Origin of the sequence: Tenacibaculum sp. 47A_GOM-205m (genome assembly GCF_000518405.1) — a bacterium.
Classification (GTDB): Bacteria; Bacteroidota; Bacteroidia; order Flavobacteriales; family Flavobacteriaceae; genus Polaribacter; species Polaribacter lutimaris.
The window spans coordinates 320,654-340,067 of the sequence record NZ_JADN01000008.1; the positions used below are offsets into that span (position 1 = coordinate 320,654).

General features: G+C 32.7%; 21 protein-coding genes. 14 read left to right on the forward strand and 7 right to left on the reverse strand.

Annotated elements, in window-relative coordinates; all coding sequences use genetic code 11:
- Positions 1-15: 15 nt before the first annotated feature.
- Positions 16-672 carry a lipopolysaccharide assembly protein LapB gene (locus N534_RS0110410; protein ID WP_156025596.1) on the reverse strand — a complete coding sequence of 219 codons (657 nt, stop codon included), beginning with the start codon at positions 670-672 and terminating at the stop codon, positions 16-18.
- Between the two features lie 80 nt (positions 673-752).
- Positions 753-2,123, reverse strand: a complete 1,371-nt coding sequence (locus tag N534_RS0110415) for a saccharopine dehydrogenase family protein (RefSeq protein ID WP_028892434.1) — start codon at positions 2,121-2,123, stop codon at positions 753-755.
- An 80-nt stretch (positions 2,124-2,203) separates the two neighbouring features.
- Here N534_RS0110415 and N534_RS0110420 point away from each other — a divergent pair, with 80 nt between their 5' ends.
- The 14 genes from N534_RS0110420 (at position 2,204) to N534_RS0110485 (ending at position 15,373) form a co-directional block, all read left to right on the forward strand.
- Positions 2,204-2,584 (forward strand): DUF423 domain-containing protein, encoded by a 381-nt coding sequence (locus N534_RS0110420; protein WP_028892435.1) that lies wholly within the window; start codon positions 2,204-2,206, stop codon positions 2,582-2,584.
- A gap of 86 nt (positions 2,585-2,670) precedes the next feature.
- A complete protein-coding gene (gene pckA / locus N534_RS0110425) occupies positions 2,671-4,278 on the forward strand; it encodes a phosphoenolpyruvate carboxykinase (ATP) (RefSeq protein WP_028892436.1) in 1,608 nt (535 codons plus the stop codon).
- A 79-nt stretch (positions 4,279-4,357) separates the two neighbouring features.
- Positions 4,358-5,980, forward strand: coding sequence for an adenine deaminase (gene ade, locus N534_RS0110430; protein ID WP_028892437.1), 1,623 nt, complete (start codon positions 4,358-4,360; stop codon positions 5,978-5,980).
- 8 nt (positions 5,981-5,988) lie between these two features.
- The gene (ruvC, locus tag N534_RS0110435; protein WP_028892438.1) at positions 5,989-6,540 is read left to right on the forward strand and encodes a crossover junction endodeoxyribonuclease RuvC; all 552 of its coding nucleotides are present in this window, start codon (positions 5,989-5,991) and stop codon (positions 6,538-6,540) included.
- Position 6,541: 1 nt separating this feature from the next.
- On the forward strand, positions 6,542-7,699 hold the full coding sequence (hemW, locus tag N534_RS0110440) for a radical SAM family heme chaperone HemW (protein ID WP_028892439.1): 1,158 nt from the start codon (positions 6,542-6,544) through the stop codon (positions 7,697-7,699).
- Between the two features lie 12 nt (positions 7,700-7,711).
- Positions 7,712-8,461: a cyclase family protein gene (locus N534_RS0110445; RefSeq protein WP_028892440.1), complete on the forward strand. Its 750-nt coding sequence runs from the start codon at positions 7,712-7,714 to the stop codon at positions 8,459-8,461.
- 237 nt (positions 8,462-8,698) lie between these two features.
- The gene (locus N534_RS0110450; protein WP_028892441.1) at positions 8,699-9,916 is read left to right on the forward strand and encodes an MFS transporter; all 1,218 of its coding nucleotides are present in this window, start codon (positions 8,699-8,701) and stop codon (positions 9,914-9,916) included.
- Positions 9,907-10,284, forward strand: coding sequence for a VOC family protein (locus tag N534_RS0110455; RefSeq protein ID WP_028892442.1), 378 nt, complete (start codon positions 9,907-9,909; stop codon positions 10,282-10,284). Before N534_RS0110450 ends, N534_RS0110455 begins: the two co-directional genes overlap by 10 nt.
- 47 nt (positions 10,285-10,331) lie before the next feature.
- Entirely contained in the window at positions 10,332-10,658 is a 327-nt protein-coding gene (locus N534_RS0110460) for a nucleotide pyrophosphohydrolase (protein WP_028892443.1), read from the forward strand.
- On the forward strand, positions 10,659-10,907 hold the full coding sequence (locus N534_RS0110465; RefSeq protein WP_028892444.1) for a hypothetical protein: 249 nt from the start codon (positions 10,659-10,661) through the stop codon (positions 10,905-10,907).
- Between the two features lie 6 nt (positions 10,908-10,913).
- On the forward strand, positions 10,914-12,143 hold the full coding sequence (locus tag N534_RS0110470) for a 3-phosphoshikimate 1-carboxyvinyltransferase (RefSeq protein WP_028892445.1): 1,230 nt from the start codon (positions 10,914-10,916) through the stop codon (positions 12,141-12,143).
- Between the two features lie 67 nt (positions 12,144-12,210).
- Positions 12,211-13,260, forward strand: coding sequence for a tRNA preQ1(34) S-adenosylmethionine ribosyltransferase-isomerase QueA (queA, locus tag N534_RS0110475; protein WP_028892446.1), 1,050 nt, complete (start codon positions 12,211-12,213; stop codon positions 13,258-13,260).
- A 68-nt stretch (positions 13,261-13,328) separates the two neighbouring features.
- Complete coding sequence (gene rlmN / locus N534_RS0110480; protein ID WP_028892447.1) at positions 13,329-14,369, forward strand: 23S rRNA (adenine(2503)-C(2))-methyltransferase RlmN; 1,041 nt, start codon at positions 13,329-13,331, stop codon at positions 14,367-14,369.
- Between the two features lie 26 nt (positions 14,370-14,395).
- Positions 14,396-15,373, forward strand: coding sequence for a polyprenyl synthetase family protein (locus N534_RS0110485; RefSeq protein WP_028892448.1), 978 nt, complete (start codon positions 14,396-14,398; stop codon positions 15,371-15,373).
- A 23-nt stretch (positions 15,374-15,396) separates the two neighbouring features.
- Here N534_RS0110485 and N534_RS0110490 read toward each other — a convergent pair whose 3' ends face one another.
- The 5 genes from N534_RS0110490 to N534_RS0110510 form a co-directional block, all read right to left on the reverse strand.
- Positions 15,397-16,014 carry a hypothetical protein gene (locus N534_RS0110490; protein ID WP_028892449.1) on the reverse strand — a complete coding sequence of 206 codons (618 nt, stop codon included), beginning with the start codon at positions 16,012-16,014 and terminating at the stop codon, positions 15,397-15,399.
- A gap of 130 nt (positions 16,015-16,144) precedes the next feature.
- Entirely contained in the window at positions 16,145-17,776 is a 1,632-nt protein-coding gene (gene groL, locus N534_RS0110495; protein WP_028892450.1) for a chaperonin GroEL, read from the reverse strand.
- Positions 17,777-17,873: 97 nt separating this feature from the next.
- The gene (gene groES / locus N534_RS0110500; RefSeq protein WP_028892451.1) at positions 17,874-18,149 is read right to left on the reverse strand and encodes a co-chaperone GroES; all 276 of its coding nucleotides are present in this window, start codon (positions 18,147-18,149) and stop codon (positions 17,874-17,876) included.
- 163 nt (positions 18,150-18,312) lie between these two features.
- Entirely contained in the window at positions 18,313-18,657 is a 345-nt protein-coding gene (gene secG, locus N534_RS0110505; RefSeq protein WP_028892452.1) for a preprotein translocase subunit SecG, read from the reverse strand.
- Positions 18,658-19,410, reverse strand: coding sequence for a hypothetical protein (locus N534_RS0110510; RefSeq protein ID WP_028892453.1), 753 nt, complete (start codon positions 19,408-19,410; stop codon positions 18,658-18,660).
- Positions 19,411-19,414 lie beyond the last annotated feature (4 nt).

The window sequence follows — 19,414 nt, forward strand, 5'->3', positions numbered from 1 at the left end:
TAAGATAGTACCGATTTAGTTGTAATAATTCGTTAATTTATTTTGAAGTTTAATTAAATCATTATTGAAATCAGGATTTTCCTTGAGTAATTCTTTTGCTTTTTTAAACGTATTATTCCCTTTGTCAATATAGCCGTACCTTAAATAGTTTTTAGTAAGTAGGTAATAAGCTAAACCTTTAATAAAGTTTAATTTAGAGTTATCAATGATGTAATAGAACCCTTTTTCTGATTCAATATCTTTTCCAATGATACTCAATGTTCTAGCTAAGTTTAGTTTGGCTACAAAATACAAAGAATCAGATTCGTTGAATGATTTCTGATAATATTTAATAGCTTTTTGAAAGTTTTTAGCATCTCTTTCTAAATTTCCTAGATTATTTAAAATAATCACATTTGTAGAGTTTTTGTTTAAACCTTTTAAAAAAGCTTCACGAGATTTATCAATTTTAAAATCTTTAGCAAGTCTAATTCCTTCATTATTAAAAAAGTTCAAAGAGTCTACAAGATTGTCAAATTTTTCATGATAGAAATCCAATTGATCTTTGTCTTTGGTATAATAAATTAAAGGAGAAGAGCTAATTATCACTCTATTACTTTTGTTTTTACAACTAGTAATAATTAAGAAGAAAATTATTATTTGAATAAGATGATGAGTGTTTTTCTTTTTCAATTTTTTATAAATTATAAATTAGCTGACTAAGTACTTAGTCAGCTAATTTATTAAAAAAGAGTAAATGTTTAAATTTAACTCTAGCCTTTTATACTCTCAGGGTTATACCCTAAATAAGGTACTTCTTTTTCAACAAAATTAATTCCGTAATCTTCTAATTCTTTTAAAATTGGTTCGTATACTTCTTTGTTGATTGGTAATTGTACACCAGGAGTTGTAATGTCACCATTTAAAATACGTACGGTTGCCATTGCTACAGGTAAACCAACCGTTTTTGCCATGGCAGTGTAGGTTTGATCATCACCTTTAATTACCATGCTGCTTTCTATTTGAAACTTGTCTTCTTTGTATTGGTATCCGAAAATATGATGCATTACAATCATATCCTTATCATCTTTTTCAAGAGTCCAAGAATCCATTAATATTTTTTGTAAAATTTGTGCTGGCGTTGCGTTTTTCAACCCAACTTTTTTATTTGGATTGAAAATATCTAGTTCTAAGAATTTATCCCACATCAAATCATCTTGATCAATCTTTGCATACGAACGGAACTTTAATTCTACAGAATCTGTAGGAGAATATGCTAAGAAAAGATTAGTGAAGTCACGATAGCTCATGTTTTCAGAATCTTCAATAGTGTACGAATCATCAGTCATTCCTAATTGAACAAACACATTCCAAGCACGAGAAAAACCAACTTTACGAATGGTTCCACGGTACATGGTTTTAATATCTTCCAAACCATAAATACTTCTATACTTTAAAGAGTCTCTATTGGCGTATGCTTCAAATTTTCCACTTCCGTTAATTGTCATAAACTCCGTTCTCCTAAATAATTTATGATACGGAATGTATTTGTAAGTTCCTTCTTGAATAAACATAGAAGCACCACCTTGACCTGCTAAAACAACATTTCTAGGATTCCAAGTAAATTTATAGTTCCACAAGTTGGTATCACTTTCAGGAGCTACCAATCCGCCACAAAACGATTCAAATAATAACATTTTACCACCTTGGTCTTTAATTCGATCAATAATTTGCATCGCACTCATGTGGTCAATTCCAGGATCCAAACCAATCTCATTCATAAATACCAAACCTTTGGTTTTAGCTTCTTCATCTAGAGCTTTCATTTCATCAGAAATATATGAAGCAGTCACCATATGTTTCTCATAAGTGATACAGTCTTTGGCTACTTCAATATGGAAACTAGCTGGAAGCATAGAAATTACAATATCTGTTTTTTGAATTGCATTGGCACGTTCATCAGTATTAAAAACATCTAATTGGATTGCCGTAGCATTTTTATGGTTGTTGATTTTTGATTGGGCACTTTCCAACGAAACGTCTCCAATAGTTATATGTAAGTTTTCTTGTGAAGATTTATCTAATAAATATTTTATAAGTGAGGAGCTCGATCTACCAGCGCCAATAATCAATATATTTCTCATTTATAATTATTTTTGTTGTGTATAATATTTGAGGCGACAATATCGCTAAAAAAGTTTAAATTTAAACAAAAATAGGATAAATGTATAAAAATTTAACAACAGCAGCGGTCTTAGGAATGATTGCTGTGGTTTTAGGAGCTTTTGGAGCACATGCTTTAAAGTCAAAATTAACACCTGAAGCTCTAGAGAGTTTTGAAACGGCGGTTCGCTATCAGTTTTTTCATGTACTACTGTTGCTCTTCGTTAATATGTATAAAGAGTTTACGAATAAAGAAAAAAACAGGATTAGTTATTTTATAATAGCAGGAATTTTGTTGTTTTCAGGTTCTATCTATCTTATTTACTTATTAAAAGTACCGACTAAGTCTATTTGGTTTATAACACCTTTAGGAGGAGTGCTGTTAATTGTAGGTTGGGCATTATTAGCATACAACTTTGTTAAAAGAGCTGTTAAAAATTAAACGGGATAAAATCTTTTAATGATATAGCTGTTTAATCAAAAAGAACTATTTTTGTCCAAAATTAAACACAACTAAAATTTTTTAAGATGACAAATCTTGATACGAAAACGATATCGTTAGATAACTTAGGCATAAAAGACGCTACGGTTCGTTATCAATTAACTTCAGACGAGTTACACGACATCACTATAGAAAAAGGACAAGGAAAAGAAACTAGTTTTGGAGCTTTAGCTGTTAATACAGGTGAGTTTACAGGACGTTCTCCTATGGATCGTTTTATCGTTAAAGACGATATTACGAAAGATGAGGTATGGTGGGGAAATATCAATATCCCATTCGATTCAGAAAAATTTGACAAGTTATACGATAAAGTAACTAACTATTTATCAAATAAAGAAGTGTTTGTACGTGACAGTTATGCATGTGCAGATGAAGATTATAAATTAAATATTCGTGTAGTAAACGAATATCCTTGGAGTAACATGTTTGCTTACAACATGTTTTTACGTCCAACTGCAGAAGAGTTAAAAACTTTTTCACCAGAGTGGACTGTAATTAACGCTCCAGGTTTTATGGCAGATCCAGAAGTAGACGGAACTCGCCAACATAACTTTGCAATCTTAAACTTTGGTAAGAAAATCGCATTAATTGGAGGTACAGGATATACAGGAGAGATTAAAAAAGGAATTTTCTCTGCGTTAAACTTTATTTTACCAGTATTTAAAAACACATTACCAATGCACTGTTCTGCAAACGTTGGTAAAGATGGAGATACTGCTATTTTCTTCGGATTATCAGGTACAGGTAAAACTACTTTATCTACCGACCCTAACCGTAGTTTAATTGGTGATGATGAGCATGGTTGGACTGCTGAAAACACTATCTTTAATTTTGAAGGTGGATGTTATGCAAAAGTAATTGACTTGTCTCAAGAAAAAGAACCAGAAATTTACGGAGCAATCAAGAGAGGTGCAATCCTTGAAAACATCGTAATGGACGATAATGGGAATGTGGATTTTGCTGATACAACTATTACACAAAATACACGTGTAAGTTATCCAATTTATCACATTGAAAATATTCAAACACCTTCAATTGGTAAAAACCCTAAGAACATCTTCTTCTTAACAGCAGATGCTTTTGGAGTATTACCTCCTATCTCAAAATTAACACCAGGTCAAGCTGCTTACCACTTCATTTCTGGTTATACTGCTAAAGTAGCAGGAACAGAAGCTGGAGTAACTGAGCCACAACCAAGTTTCTCAGCGTGTTTTGGAGCACCATTTATGCCATTACACCCAACTCGTTATGCAGAAATGTTAAGTGAGAAAATGAAAGAAACAGGAGTTAACGTTTGGTTAGTGAACACTGGTTGGACCGCAGGTCCTTACGGAGTTGGACACAGAATGAAATTAAAATATACGCGTGCAATGATTAATGCTGCATTAAATGGTGAGTTAGGAAACTCTCCTGAAGATTTCAGAATCCACTCTGTATTTGGTTTAGCACAACCAAGAACGTGCCCTGGAGTTCCAGATGAGTTATTAAGTCAACGTAAAGCTTGGAACAACGATGAAGAATATTATAAAACTGCACATAAATTAGCAGATTCGTTTAGAAACAATTTTAAAAAGTTTGAAGACTATGCGAATGATGAAATTTTAGCGGGAGGTCCTCCAGCAGCAGAAAAATAAAATTGTAAAAAGCATCCAAATCGGATGCTTTTTTTATGCATAAATACTGCGTATTTTAGCATAGTTAAATACTTAGGTTATGAGAGTACAAGGAAATATAGTTGATATACAAAACAAAAGAATTTTTAAAGGAGAAGTCGAGGTAGAAGCAGGAAAGATTACACAGATAAGAGAAGTAAACCATTCCGTAGAAAACTATATTTTACCTGGATTTATAGATGCACATATTCATATTGAAAGCTCGATGTTAGTGCCATCAGAGTTTGCAAAAATAGCGGTAACTCATGGTACCGTAGCTACGGTATCTGATCCGCATGAAATAGCCAATGTGCTAGGTGTGAAAGGAGTTGACTTTATGATTGAAAACGGAAAGAAAGTTCCGTTAAAATTCAATTTTGGAGCACCATCATGCGTACCAGCAACTTCTTTTGAAAGTGCAGGAGCTTTGATTGATTCAGAAGATATCAAAAAAATGATGCAGAACCCTGACATCAAATATTTAGCAGAGATGATGAATTATCCAGGTGTCATTTATCAAGATGAAGAAGTGTTGAAAAAAATCGCTAGGGCAAAACATTATAACAAACCAGTAGATGGACATGCACCAGGATTAAGAGGAGAAGATTTAGATAAATACATCGCAGCAGGAATTTATACCGATCACGAATGTTTTACCTATGAAGAAGGTTTAGAGAAGCTGCAAAAAGGAATGAAAGTCATCATTCGAGAAGGAAGCGCAGCAAAAAACTTCGAAGCTTTGATAGATTTACTTCCTGAATATTATGAAAATATGATGTTCTGTTCAGATGATAAACATCCAGATGATTTGTTATTGGGACATATTAATCAGTTGTGTGAGCGCGCAGTAGCGAAAGAAATAGATGTTTTTAAAGTATTACAAGCTGCTTGTGTCAATCCGGTAAAACATTATAATTTGGATGTAGGAACTTTAAACGAAGGAGATGATGCTGATTTTATTATAGTAAAAGACTTACAAAAGTTTGAGGTGTTACAAACCTATATCAAAGGGGAGTTAGTGGCTGAAAAAGGAGAATCATTCATACAACATGTAGACTTTGAAGTACTAAATAATTTTGATACCGATAAAAAAAATATTGCTGATTTTGAGTTCCACTCAGCATCTGAAAAGATTCGAGTTATTGAAGCCTTAGATGGAGAATTAGTGACAAATGAAATAGAAGTGGATTCGTTAATAAAAGACGGAAATTTAGTTTCAGATGTAGAGAATGATGTATTGAAAATGACGGTGGTAAATCGTTACGAAAACGCGGAACCTTCCATAGCCTTTATCAAAAATTTTGGACTAAAAGAAGGAGCCATAGCGAGTTCTGTTGGTCATGATTCACATAATATTATTGCAGTAGGAGTATCCGACGAATTGATTTGCAAAGCAGTTAATTTATTAATAGAAAACAAAGGAGGTGTTTGTGCGGTAACTTCTTCTGAAGAAAAAGTAGTTCCGCTTCCAGTAGCAGGAATCATGTCTGATAAACCAGCGGTTGAAATAGGAAAAGCCTACGCAGAATTGGATGCCATGGCAAAACAATTAGGAAGTAAATTACGAGCTCCGTATATGACCTTATCTTTTATGGCTTTGTTGGTAATTCCATCCTTAAAACTATCAGATAAAGGATTGTTTGATGGAAATACATTTAAATTTACTTCTCTGGAAGTTAAATAAGCTGAAGTTTGAAGACAGAAAAAATCATATTAGGTATTGACCCTGGGACAAGTATTATGGGGTTTGGAATTATAAAGGTAGTAGGTAAAAAGATGGAATTTGTGCAGATGAATGAACTACTCTTAAAAAAGTATGATGATCATTACTTAAAACTAAAAATTATTTTTGAACGCACTATTGAGTTGATTGATACCTATAATCCAGATGAAATAGCTTTAGAAGCTCCTTTTTTTGGTAAGAATGTACAATCGATGTTAAAATTAGGACGTGCGCAAGGTGTTGCCATGGCAGCAGGATTGTCAAGACAAATTCCTGTAACCGAATACGCACCTAAGAAAATTAAAATGGCAATTACAGGAAAAGGAACTTCAAGTAAAGAACAAGTAGCCTTAATGTTAAAGTCGTTGTTGAACTTAAAAGAACTCCCTAAAAACCTAGATGCAACTGATGGATTAGCTGCAGCGGTGTGTCATTTCTATAATTCAGGAACTAAAGTAGGAGGTAAGAACTATACAGGTTGGGCAGCGTTTGTAAAACAGAACCCAGGAAAAGTGAAATAATTTGGCAGGAATTTATCTACATATCCCGTTTTGTAAGCAAGCGTGTTACTATTGCGATTTTCACTTTTCTACCTCTTTAAAAAAGAAAGAAGAGCTGGTATCTTGCTTGGTAAAAGAATTGGAGTTAAGAAAAGAAGAACTTCTAAATGAAACGATAGAAACTATTTATTTTGGGGGAGGAACACCGAGTTTATTATCTATTCATGAAATAGAACTATTGCTGAATACGATTTCCAAAAATTATACAGTAATTGAAGATCCAGAAATTACCTTAGAAGCCAATCCAGATGATTTGTCAGAAGAAAAAATAATTGAATTATCTAAAACTCCAATTAACCGACTAAGTATTGGAATTCAATCTTTTTTTGAAGAAGACTTACAATTAATGAACCGTGCTCATAATGCACAAGAAGCGAGAAAATGTTTGTCTGTAGCAACTCGCTACTTTGATAACATTACGATTGATTTGATTTATGGTGTCCCGAATATGAGTAATGAGCGTTGGAGAGAAAACCTACAAATTGCTTTTGATTTTGGAATTAATCATATTTCATCATATGCATTAACAGTGGAACCTAAAACAGCGTTAGATTCCTTTATTAAACAAGGAAAATATCCAGATGTTGATGAAGCTGTGGCTAAAGAACATTTCGATATTTTGGTAGCGGAAACTGCTAAAAATGGATTTGTACATTACGAAATTTCCAATTTTGGAAAACCAGATTATTTCTCAAAACATAATACAAGTTACTGGTTAGGAAAAAAGTATATAGGAATTGGTCCATCAGCACATTCGTTTAATAAAACACATCGTAGTTGGAATGTAGCTAACAATGTAAAATATATCAAAACTATTCAAGAAGGAAATCTCCCTTTAGAGCAGGAGGAACTTACTATAAAAGATCAGTTTAATGAATATTTAATGACAGGATTAAGAACCATTTGGGGAGTATCGTTAGAAAAAATAGTAGAAGATTTTGGAGAAGAGTTTAGAGAAAATCTCCTTAAAAATGCTGAGAAATTTATTAATCAAGGTCTATTGATAATTGAGAATGAAATGAAGCAATCTGACCCTAATTCTAACAAAGGAGTTTTAAAAACTACAGAAGAAGGAAAGTTCTTGGCTGATGGGTTAGCTAGTGAGTTATTTATAATTTAGGTATATTTGAGTATGACAGCAACTATTGAACATAATTCAAAAAAATATAAAATTGATTTATCAAAACCACTTGATATTTCAATAGCTATTGATACCACTAAAGAAAACATCAATGCATGGTATCTTGATGACCCTAAGATTTTTCCTGTTTCTGAAGGAGATTGGACAGGAAGTGTACAACAAGGAGCAGATGTAAATTTTAATAATATACAGTTTAATCCGCATTCACATATTACACATACCGAATGTGTTGGCCATATAACAGAAGAAGTTTATTCAGTAAATAAAGAACTATCAAAATTTTTCTTTTTAGTAGAAGTGGTAACCATAGCCCCTGAGCAAATAGAAAATAAAGATTTTGTAATTTCTAAAAAGCAGTTGCAATATGTTTTAGGAAATAAGAAAAGAGAAGCTATTGTTATAAGAACGATTCCAAATTTGTCAGAAAAAAAATCGATGCGATACTCAAATACAAATCCACCGTATTTGTTAGAAGAGGCAGCAGAGTATCTTAAAGAAAAAGGAATAGAACATTTATTGATTGATTTACCATCGGTAGATAAAGAAAAAGATGAAGGAAAATTGTTAGCACATAATGCTTTTTGGAATACAAAAGGAACTATTAGAATGCAGGCTACTATTACCGAATTTATTTATGTGTCCAATAAAATAAAAGATGGAACTTACTTTTTGAACTTAATGATAGCGCCGTTTGAAAACGATGCAACACCTAGTAAACCAGTGCTATATAAAATTATTTAAAACTTTTTATGTAGGTGTATTTATTTTTTTACTAGTTTTACAACTCAATCAAGAAAAAACAATGACAATTTTTAATACATATAAGCAATGTAAATCGACTGTGGTGAGACACAGGACAGATCGGGCTATGTATGTATTATAATTATGTTTATATAAAATATAACGATAATAAAGAGTCCGACTTCATAGTCGGACTTTTTATTTTTATATCAGCAATCAACACTAAAACCAAACCAAATGAAAAAACTCTATTTTAATTATTTAGACACTTTTAAAGGTCTCTCAAGCGAAGTATGGTGGCTCGCTTTAATAACTTTAATAAACAGAGCAGGAACCATGGTAATTCCGTTTATGTCATTGTATTTGAGAGAAAGTTTGCATTTTTCTTTAAGTGATGTAGGTTGGATTATGACTTGTTTTGGATTAGGATCTGTTGGAGGATCTTGGTTGGGAGGAAAGTTAACTGATAAAATAGGGTTCTACAAAGTGATGAAAACAAGTTTGTTTTTAACAGGGATTCTCTTTATAGCCTTACAGTTTATTAATACTTTTTGGGGATTTTGTATCGGCATTTTTTTGGTGATGCTAGTAGCAGATACTTTTAGACCCGCTATGTTTGTAGCTTTAAATACTTATAGTAAACCAGAAAATAAAACACGTTCAGTAACCTTAATTCGTCTGGCAATTAATTTGGGCTTTTCTGCAGGTCCAGCTGTTGGAGGGTTAATAATTACCTCAATGGGGTATAGCGGATTGTTCTGGGTAGATGGAGTTACTTGTGTTTTAGCAACTATATTATTGGTAAATGTGTTACATCCTAAAAAAGCAAGAGTGTTGGATGAAATAAAGGTAGATAATCCAGAGTCGGTTTTTTCAGATAAGGCTTTTTGGGTGTTTTTTGTAGGAATGTTTGTGTTCGGATTTATTTTCTTACAATATTTTTCTACCATGCCTCTCTATTATAAAGATGTACATCATTTGACAGAGTTAGAAATAGGATTGTTAATGGGGATGAACGGATTTTTCATTTTCCTATTAGAAATGCCGCTCATTACTTGGTTAGAAAAAAGTAAGTATACTAAAGAGTTCTTAATGTTTTTTGGTTTATTGCTTACAGGGTTAAGTTTTGTGGTAATCAATTTAACAGGTTGGGTAGGAATTTTAATTGTAGGAATGTTGTTAATGACTATTGGAGAAATGATAGCATTTCCTTTTTCAAATGCCTTTGTAATGGAACGAGCCAAAAAAGGAAATCAGGGTGAGTATATGGCATATTATAGTATTGCATTTTCAATGTCTCATATTTTTGGGCACAATTCAGGAATGCAACTAATAGATAATATTGGGTTTGATAATACGTGGAATTTTATGATTGTATTATCAGGAATTGGAGTGTTGTTTTTATTTATGTTAAAGCGAATTGTAAAAAGAGAAAAAGTAATCGCATGGACTTAAATCAAGTAACAATTCCATCTATAGATGTAAATGAATCTGTAATATTTTATAAAAAACTAGGCTTGCTTCTCATTGTAGATGCAAGCCCTAGATATGTCCGATTTGAAGTGCCAGATGGTAATACAACTTTCTCAATTCATCAAGTAGAGAGGTTACCCAAAGGAGAAGGAGTTACTCTTTATTTTGAAGATGATAATTTAGACGAGTTAGTAGAAGAATTACAGCAAAAAGGAATTCAGTTCACTCAGTTACCAATAGACCAACGATGGTTATGGAGAGAAGCCCATTTGTTAGATCCTGATGGTAATAAATTAATTCTGTTTAAAGCAGGCGAACACAGAAAAAATCCGCCTTGGCGAATCAATTAAGAAATAGAAGTTTTTATCTTTGAATATTTAATAAGAAAGTAGAAAGCATGAATATACAAGACGCACAAAAACAAGTAGATGATTGGATTAAAAATCACGGAGTACGTTACTTTAATGAGTTAACAAATATGGCGCAGCTAACAGAAGAAGTAGGTGAGGTTGCTCGAATTATTGCGCGTCGTTATGGAGAACAAAGCGAAAAAGAAAGTGATAAAAACAAAGATTTAGGAGAAGAGTTAGCAGATGTAATGTTTGTGGTATTGTGTTTAGCAAATCAAACAGGAGTAAACTTGCAAGAAGCATTCGATAAGAAGTTAGATATAAAAACTAAGAGAGATCACGACCGTCATCATAACAACGAAAAATTACAATAAATGAGTCTTATAAAGAATATACAAAAAGGAAGTTTTTGGATCAATGTAGCAAAAGTAGGGATCCCTTTTTTAGTTGTTGTAGCACTGTTTTCTTTGTTGTTTAAAACGGGAGGAGCTATTTTTTCTGGAGATTTTGAAACTGTTTATAATGTGCATTTTGCAAACAAGCAATGGATTCGTTTTTGGTTAAGTAAAATTGTTATTGCTGTAATATACAGTATGTACATAGTTAATAAAAGAATGAAGTAAACTGTAATGGATTTAAAGCTAAAAGCAGAAACGTTTGTATCAGGTAAAGAAATTACAATTTCAGGTTCAAAAAGTGAATCAAACCGATTGTTGATTTTACAACAATTATATCCGAGTTTACAGATTGAAAACTTATCAGACTCTGACGATACACATCATTTACAAGAAGCATTATCGTCGAGTAGTAACGTAGCTGATACTGGTCATGCAGGTACCGCTATGCGTTTTTTAACTGCTTTTTTTGCAGCGCAAGAAGGTGTTACAAAAATATTGCAAGGTTCAGATCGTATGCATAATCGACCAATTGAAATTCTTGTTAACGCATTAAGTGATTTAGGAGCTGAAATTGAATATGTTGAAAAAGATGGATATCCACCACTAAAAATTACGGGTAAGCAGTTAACTAAAAGCAAGGTTTCAATTAACGGGAATGTGAGTAGTCAATACATTTCAGCATTAATGTTAATTGCTCCAAGCTTACAAAATGGATTGGAGATTGAGTTGGTAGGTAAAATCACTTCAGTACCTTACATTAATATGACGTTGCAGTTGTTACATCAACTAGAAATTGAAGCAAACTTTAAAGGGCAAATTATAAAAATAGCCCCAAAGTCAACTGTAAAAGAACAAACGATTGTAGTAGAATCTGATTGGAGTTCGGCGTCTTATTTCTATTCGATTATAGCATTGAGCGAAGTAGGTTCTTCTGTAAAATTATCAGCTTATAAAAAAGATAGTTTACAAGGAGATAGTTGTTTGGCAAAAATCTACCAACACTTTGGAGTGGATACCACTCTTGAAGAAAATTCTATCACGTTAAATAAAGAAAAAGAACACGATTCAAATATTTTAGTGCAAGATTTAAAAAATGCACCAGATATTGCCCAAACTATTGCAGTTACTTGCTTTGGATTAGGAATAGCTTGTGATTTATCAGGTTTACATACCTTAAAGATTAAAGAAACAGATCGTTTAGAAGCATTGCATGAAGAATTAACAAAATTAGGTGCAAATATTTCAGTAACCAATGAGAGTTTACATTTAAAATCATCTTCAAAAATTAAAAAAAACATTCAAATAGCAACTTATAATGATCATCGAATGGCAATGGCATTTGCGCCTTTAGCTTTAAAAGTTCCAGTAGAAATTTTAGAAGCTGAGGTAGTAACAAAATCATATCGAAGCTTTTGGGAACATATGGATGTTATTGGAATAAAAAATGAAGAGATAAAATAAACAGTCAATCACTTGACAACCCCTATGTTGAAATTGTATATTTGCCTCCGTTAAGAAAATTTTACAAATGAAATTATCAAATTTTGATTTTGACTTGCCAAAAGAATTATTGGCAGAATACCCATCAGAGCATAGAGATGAAGCACGTTTAATGGTTTTACACCGTGATACTCAAAAAATTGAACATAAGTTGTTTAGAGACTTAATCGATTATTTTGATGAAGGAGATGTAATGATGTTAAACAATACGAAAGTATTTCCTGCTCGTATGTACGGAAATAAAGAAAAAACAGGAGCTCGTATTGAAGTATTCTTATTACGCGAATTAAATGCTGAAAATCGTTTGTGGGATGTATTAGTAGATCCAGCAAGAAAAATAAGAATAGGAAATAAGTTGTTCTTTGGAGATGATGATAGTTTAGTAGCAGAAGTAATTGATAATACAACTTCTCGTGGTAGAACATTACGTTTCTTATTTGATGGTTCTTACGAAGAATTTAGACAAAAATTAATTGATTTAGGAGAAACTCCGTTACCAAAATATATCAAACGTGAGGTAGAGCCAGAAGATGAAGAGCGTTACCAAACTATTTTTGCAAAAAACGAAGGAGCAGTAGCTGCACCAACTGCAGGATTACACTTTTCTAAACACTTAATGAAGCGTTTAGAAATTAAAGGAGTTGATTTTGCTGAAACTACTTTACACGTAGGGTTGGGAACATTTAACCCTGTTGAAGTAGAAGATTTATCTAAGCATAAAATGGATTCTGAGCAAATCATTATTCCACAAGCAAGTGCAGATGTCGTAAACAAAGCAATAGGAGAAAAGAGAAGAGTTTGTGCTGTAGGTACTACGGTAATGAGAACAGTTGAGTCTTCTGTATCTTCAAGTAAGCAGTTAAATGCTTATGAAGGATGGACAAACAAATTTATTTTCCCTCCATACGATTTTAGTATCGCAAACTGTATGGTAACGAATTTCCACACTCCAAAATCAACCTTATTAATGATGGTTTCAGCATTTGCAGGTCATGATTTTATGATGGAAGCTTATCACGAAGCAATCAAAGAAAAATATAAATTTTACTCGTACGGAGATGCGATGTTAATTTTATAAAAGAACTTTTATAATCATTAGCAAAACCTCACAAGTTACTTGTGAGGTTTTGTGTATTTTTGTACCTGATGACAGCGAAGAAAAAAGACATACGAGCATTAACTAAAGAACAACTACGTGATTTTTTTGTAGAGAATGGAGATAAAGCCTTCCGAGGAAATCAGGTATATGAATGGTTGTGGCATAAAGCAGCACATTCGTTTAATGATATGACAAGTTTATCAAAAGCAACACGTCAAATGTTAGATGATAATTTTGTGATAAATCATATTGAAGTTGATACAATGCAACGTAGTAATGATGGTACCATAAAAAATGCTATCAAGTTACATGATGGATTGATTGTAGAGTCGGTTTTAATTCCTACAGAGACAAGAACAACTGCTTGTGTGTCGAGTCAAGTTGGGTGTAGTTTGGATTGTAAGTTTTGTGCAACTGCACGTTTAAAACGTATGCGTAATTTGAATGCAGATGAAATTTATGATCAAGTAGTTGCTATTGATAAGCAAAGTAGGTTATACCATAATCATAAATTATCAAATATTGTGTTTATGGGAATGGGAGAACCTTTGATGAATTACAATAATGTTATCAAGGCAATTGATAAAATTACTTCACCAGAAGGTTTAGGAATGGCTGCTCGTAGAATTACTGTATCTACTTCAGGAGTTCCTAAAATAATTAAGAAAATGGCAGATGATGAGGTGCGTTTTAATTTAGCAGTTTCGTTGCATTCAGCCATAGAAGAAGTTCGAACATCGATTATGCCGTTTAATGCTACATTTCCGTTAAAAGATTTACGAGAAGCATTAGAGTATTGGTATGAAAAAACCAAACGAAAAGTAACTTACGAATATGTAGTTTGGAACGGAATTAACGATCGTAAAGAAGATATCAATGCATTGGTGGAGTTTTGTAAATATATTCCTTGTAAAGTCAATTTAATAGAATATAATCCAATTGATGATGGTGAGTTCCAACAAGCTTCTGAAAGAGCTATCAATAACTATATTTCTAACTTAGAAATGAATGATATTGTAGTGAATGTTCGTCGTTCTCGTGGTAAAGATATTGATGCTGCTTGCGGACAATTAGCGAATAAAAGTTAGGTATTTATTTCTTACATTTGCTAGCCATGAAGCCAGTAGAGCAAATAAAACTTCCGATAGCCAAAGAAATGGAACTCTTTGAAACTAAGTTCAAAGATTCGATGTTATCTAAAATCCCATTATTAAACAGAATTACGTATTATATCGTTCGTAGAAAAGGAAAGCAAATGCGACCAATGTTTGTGTTTTTGGTCGCAAAAATGGTTTCTAACGGAGGATTTGATGAACGTACCTATCGTGGGGCGTCAGTAGTAGAGTTAATCCATACTGCAACATTAGTACACGATGATGTGGTTGATGATAGTAATCGTCGTAGAGGATTCTTTTCAATGAATGCCTTATGGAAAAATAAAATAGCTGTTTTAGTAGGTGATTATTTACTTTCTAAAGGATTATTGCTTTCTATAGATAATGAAGATTTTGACTTGCTGAAATTGATTTCGATTGCGGTACGTGAAATGAGTGAAGGGGAGTTATTACAGATTGAAAAAGCGCGTAAATTAGATATTACTGAAGAAGTATATTTTGAAATCATTCGTCAAAAAACAGCTACTTTAATAGCAGCTTGTTGCGGAATTGGTGCAGCTTCGGTAGGAGCGAACAATGAAACAGTCCAACAAATGCGTAAGTTTGGAGAATACATTGGTATTGCATTCCAAATTAAAGATGATTTATTCGATTACACAGAGGATAAAATAGGAAAACCTACCGGTATAGATATCAAAGAACAAAAAATGACACTTCCGTTAATTTATACTTTGAATAATTGCTCTAAAAAAGAAAAATCTTGGTTGATTAACTCTGTTAAAAAGCACAACACTAATAAAAAGCGAGTAAAAGAAGTGATTGCCTTTGTAAAACAAAACGGAGGATTAGAATACACCACAGCTAAAATGTTGGATTACAAAAATAAAGCCTTAGCTATTTTAGATAACTACCCAGACTCTGACTACAAAAAATCACTACTTCAAATGATTGATTATGTAGTAGAGAGGAAAAATTAAGTATATATTTTGTTTTGAAGAACCTATTTACAGCAATGTATACCATTCATGCTTACAGTTGAGGTATTGTAAGTATTCATTCCAGAAATTTCAACCTGAGTGGTTAAAGTTCCAACAACACTGTATTGTATATTGATACATGTTGTAGTTTTATCTTTGATAGATAAATATTGATTAGTTTCAGTATACTCAGAAGTGTAAGCATTTCCTGAAATCCAAGATGTAAGTTTACTCGGTTCGCAATTTTTCTTAACAAATGAGATATTAAGGTAAATGGATCCTAAAAGGGTGTTTTTGACAATAGTTTTTGTTATGAAAAGACCATCTGAACTACTTCCACCTGTAGGAATAGTGTTGTCGCCATAGTCATATTCGAAAACCTCTTTTTGAGAAAAATCGATATTTTTTTTAGATAAAGCTACAAATTTGTCAAATTCCTCTAAGTTTTTAAAAGAAAGAACTTTTTTTTTATAATTAAAATTTTCGGGTTTTTCGAATGTAACCTTTATTCCTTTAGCATCAAAATAAGTCTTTATTTTTTTTTGGACAACCTCTTTTTCTTTTATGTTGTCAGTCGCAATCTCTTGCCCTTCACAGGATGTAAGTATTATAAAGAATAATAGAAAAGTAATGTTTTTCATAGCAAATTAATTATAAATCAAATATAGTAATAAGTATTGGTTTATGATGCTTTTAAATAATTTTTTGTATAAGCAAAAACCTCGAGAAATTTTTCTCGAGGTTTTTATATCTATCTGTGGCGATTCGCCACTACATCATTCCTGGCATTCCACCACCCATTGGAGGCATTCCACCTGGATTATCTTCTTTAATATCAACTAAAGCACATTCCGTAGTTAAAATCATACCTGCAACAGAAGCAGCATTTTCTAACGCTACACGGGTTACTTTTTTAGGGTCAATAATACCAGCTTCTAACATGTCTACGTATGTTTCAGATTTCGCATCGTAACCAAAGTTTTGATTTCCTTCTAAAACTTTATTAATTACTACAGAGCCTTCACCACCAGCATTTTCAACAATCGTACGTAAAGGAGCTTCAATCGCTCTGTTTACGATTTGAATTCCTGTTGTTTCGTCTAAGTTATCAGTAGCAATAGTTTCTAATACTTTTTTAGCGCGAACTAAAGCAACACCTCCACCAGCTACAATACCTTCTTCTACAGCTGCACGAGTAGCATGTAAAGCATCATCAACACGGTCTTTCTTTTCTTTCATTTCTACTTCAGAAGCAGCACCAACATATAATACAGCAACACCACCAGCTAACTTTGCTAAACGCTCTTGTAATTTTTCACGATCGTAATCAGAAGTAGTAGTTTCAATTTGTGCTTTAATTTGGTTTACACGAGCTTTGATTTGTGCTTCGTCACCAGAACCATTAACAATTGTAGTATTATCTTTATCAATAGTTACTGTTTCAGCGGTACCTAATAAATCTAAAGTTGCATTTTCCAAAGAGAAACCTCTTTCTTCAGAAATTACTGTACCACCAGTTAAAATAGCGATATCTTCTAACATTGCTTTTCTACGGTCACCAAATCCTGGAGCTTTTACAGCAGCGATTTTTAATCCACCACGTAATTTGTTTACTACTAAAGTAGCTAATGCTTGTCCGTCAACATCTTCAGCAACAATTAATAAAGGTCTTCCTGATTGTGCAACAGGTTCTAAGATAGGTAAGATTTCTTGTAAGTTAGAAATCTTTTTATCGAATAATAAAATGTATGGATTTTCTAAATCAGCAATCATTTTATCTGCATCAGTTACGAAGTAAGGAGATAAGTATCCACGGTCAAACTGCATTCCTTCAACAACATCTACATAAGTGTCAGTTCCCTTTGCTTCTTCAACAGTAATCACTCCTTCTTTTCCAACTTTTCCAAATGCTTCAGCAATTAAATTACCAATTACCGCATCGTTATTAGAAGAAATTGCAGCTACTTGCTTAATTTTTTCTGATGAATCACCAACTTCTTTAGATTGTTTTGCTAAATCTTCAGTAATAGCAGTTACCGCTTTATCAATACCACGTTTTAAATCCATAGGGTTAGCACCCGCAGCAACGTTTTTTAAACCTTCTTTTACGATAGCCTGTGCTAACACAGTTGCAGTAGTAGTACCGTCACCTGCTAAATCGTTAGTTTTAGAAGCTACTTCTTTTACCATTTGAGCTCCCATGTTTTCTAACTCATCTTCTAATTCTACTTCTTTAGCTACAGAAACTCCATCTTTTGTTACGTGAGGAGCTCCGAATGATTTAGAAATAATTACGTTACGTCCTTTAGGACCTAAAGTTACTTTTACTGCATTTGCCAATGCGTCTACTCCACGTTTCAATCCGTCACGAGCGTCTACATCAAATTTTATATCTTTTGCCATGTTTGTTTTAGTTTTTAGCCGTTAGCTTTTAGCTACTGGCTTGGTTTTTAGTTTTTGTTTAGTTGGCTAATAGCAAAAAGCTAAAAGCGAAGAAGTTTTAGATAATAGCGAAGATGTCGCTTTCTCTCATAATTAAATAATCTTTTCCTTCCAATTTAAGTTCAGTACCAGCGTACTTTCCGTATAAAACAGTATCACCAACTTTTACAGTTAAAGGCTCGTCTTTTGTTCCGTTACCCACGGCTACGATAGTTCCTTTTTGTGGTTTTTCCTTTGCGTTGTCAGGGATGATGATTCCTGATGCTGTAGTAGTTTCTGCTGCAGCCGGTTCAACAAGAACTCTGTCTGCTAAAGGTTTAATGTTTAATCCCATTTTATATATTTTGATTGATTAAATTAAAATTTACTTGTTAGTTTTTGTCAGAAATTATGCCATTAGATTTTTGCTGACAATTTTTCAAGCAAGGCAAAATTACGTATAAAAAAAATGCCAACGTGTCATTCACATTGGCATTTTAAATTCTATTTTGTATAAACTACTGTGCGCTATCTTTAGCGGCATCAGTTGCTGCTGGTGTAGCAGGAGTAGTTGTAGTTTCAATACTGTTTAAAGTGTCGTCTAATTGAGGAGTATCAGCTGCATTACCTCTTGGAATAGCAAAGTTAGCTAATAAAATTAAAGCAAACATAGTAATTGCTAATGTCCAAGTAGTTCTATCTAAAAAACTGTTTGTATTTTGTACACCTCCAATATTTTGAGCACCACCGCCTCCAAATGATGAAGATAATCCTCCACCTTTAGGGTTTTGAACCATTACAATTAAGATTAATGCTATTGCAACAATCAATATTAAAACTAAAAGTAAAGTATACGTTGTCATTTATTTATTGTTTTGTAAAATTTGTATTCTTTTAATTTGGTCTGCAAAGAAACCACTTTTTTCTGGATATTTCAAACTTAATATTTTATATGCTTGAATAGCACTATCATATTTCTTTTGTTCTAAATAAACTTTAGCTAAAGTCTCAGTTGCTAGTTGATTACTTTGTTGGGTGTCGGCTATTTTAACATCGCTCGTAGATGTTTTATTTGGGCGTGATATTTTAGGTGCTGTTTCTATAAAACGATCAATAATAGCCTCGTGTTCAGATTTAATTGGCTGTGATTCTTCCTCTTGCTTTTTTCCTTCTTTCTGAGGAGGAACGATATCTCTTATAATAGTCTTTTTAGAAGATAATTGTAACCACTGATTGAATGAAAACGTTTCGTTTTGTGTAAAAGAAAGCGGTTTTCCAATAGCTAAATCTTCTTCTATAGATGCAGTTTTAGTTGTTTTTTTCTTCGGAAGAAGTTTGTCTTTTAAGCTAGTTTTTTCTTCTAGCTTTGGAGTTTCTTTAAAAGATTCTGAAGTTATAAAATCAAACAATACTGTTCTGTCACTTGTATAAGCAGCTGTAATTTTTAACTCGTTGTTGTATTTATAGCTTTCTTGGTTTTTTAAAGCTTTTAAACGTAACGCTCTGGCAGATTGAAAATAAGGATACTCCTGGATAAGAGCTGTGATTTCTGAAGAATTTTCTATTGAAATTAATTCAGGTTTTTCTAATAATTGTATGTAGTTATCCTTATTCAATTAA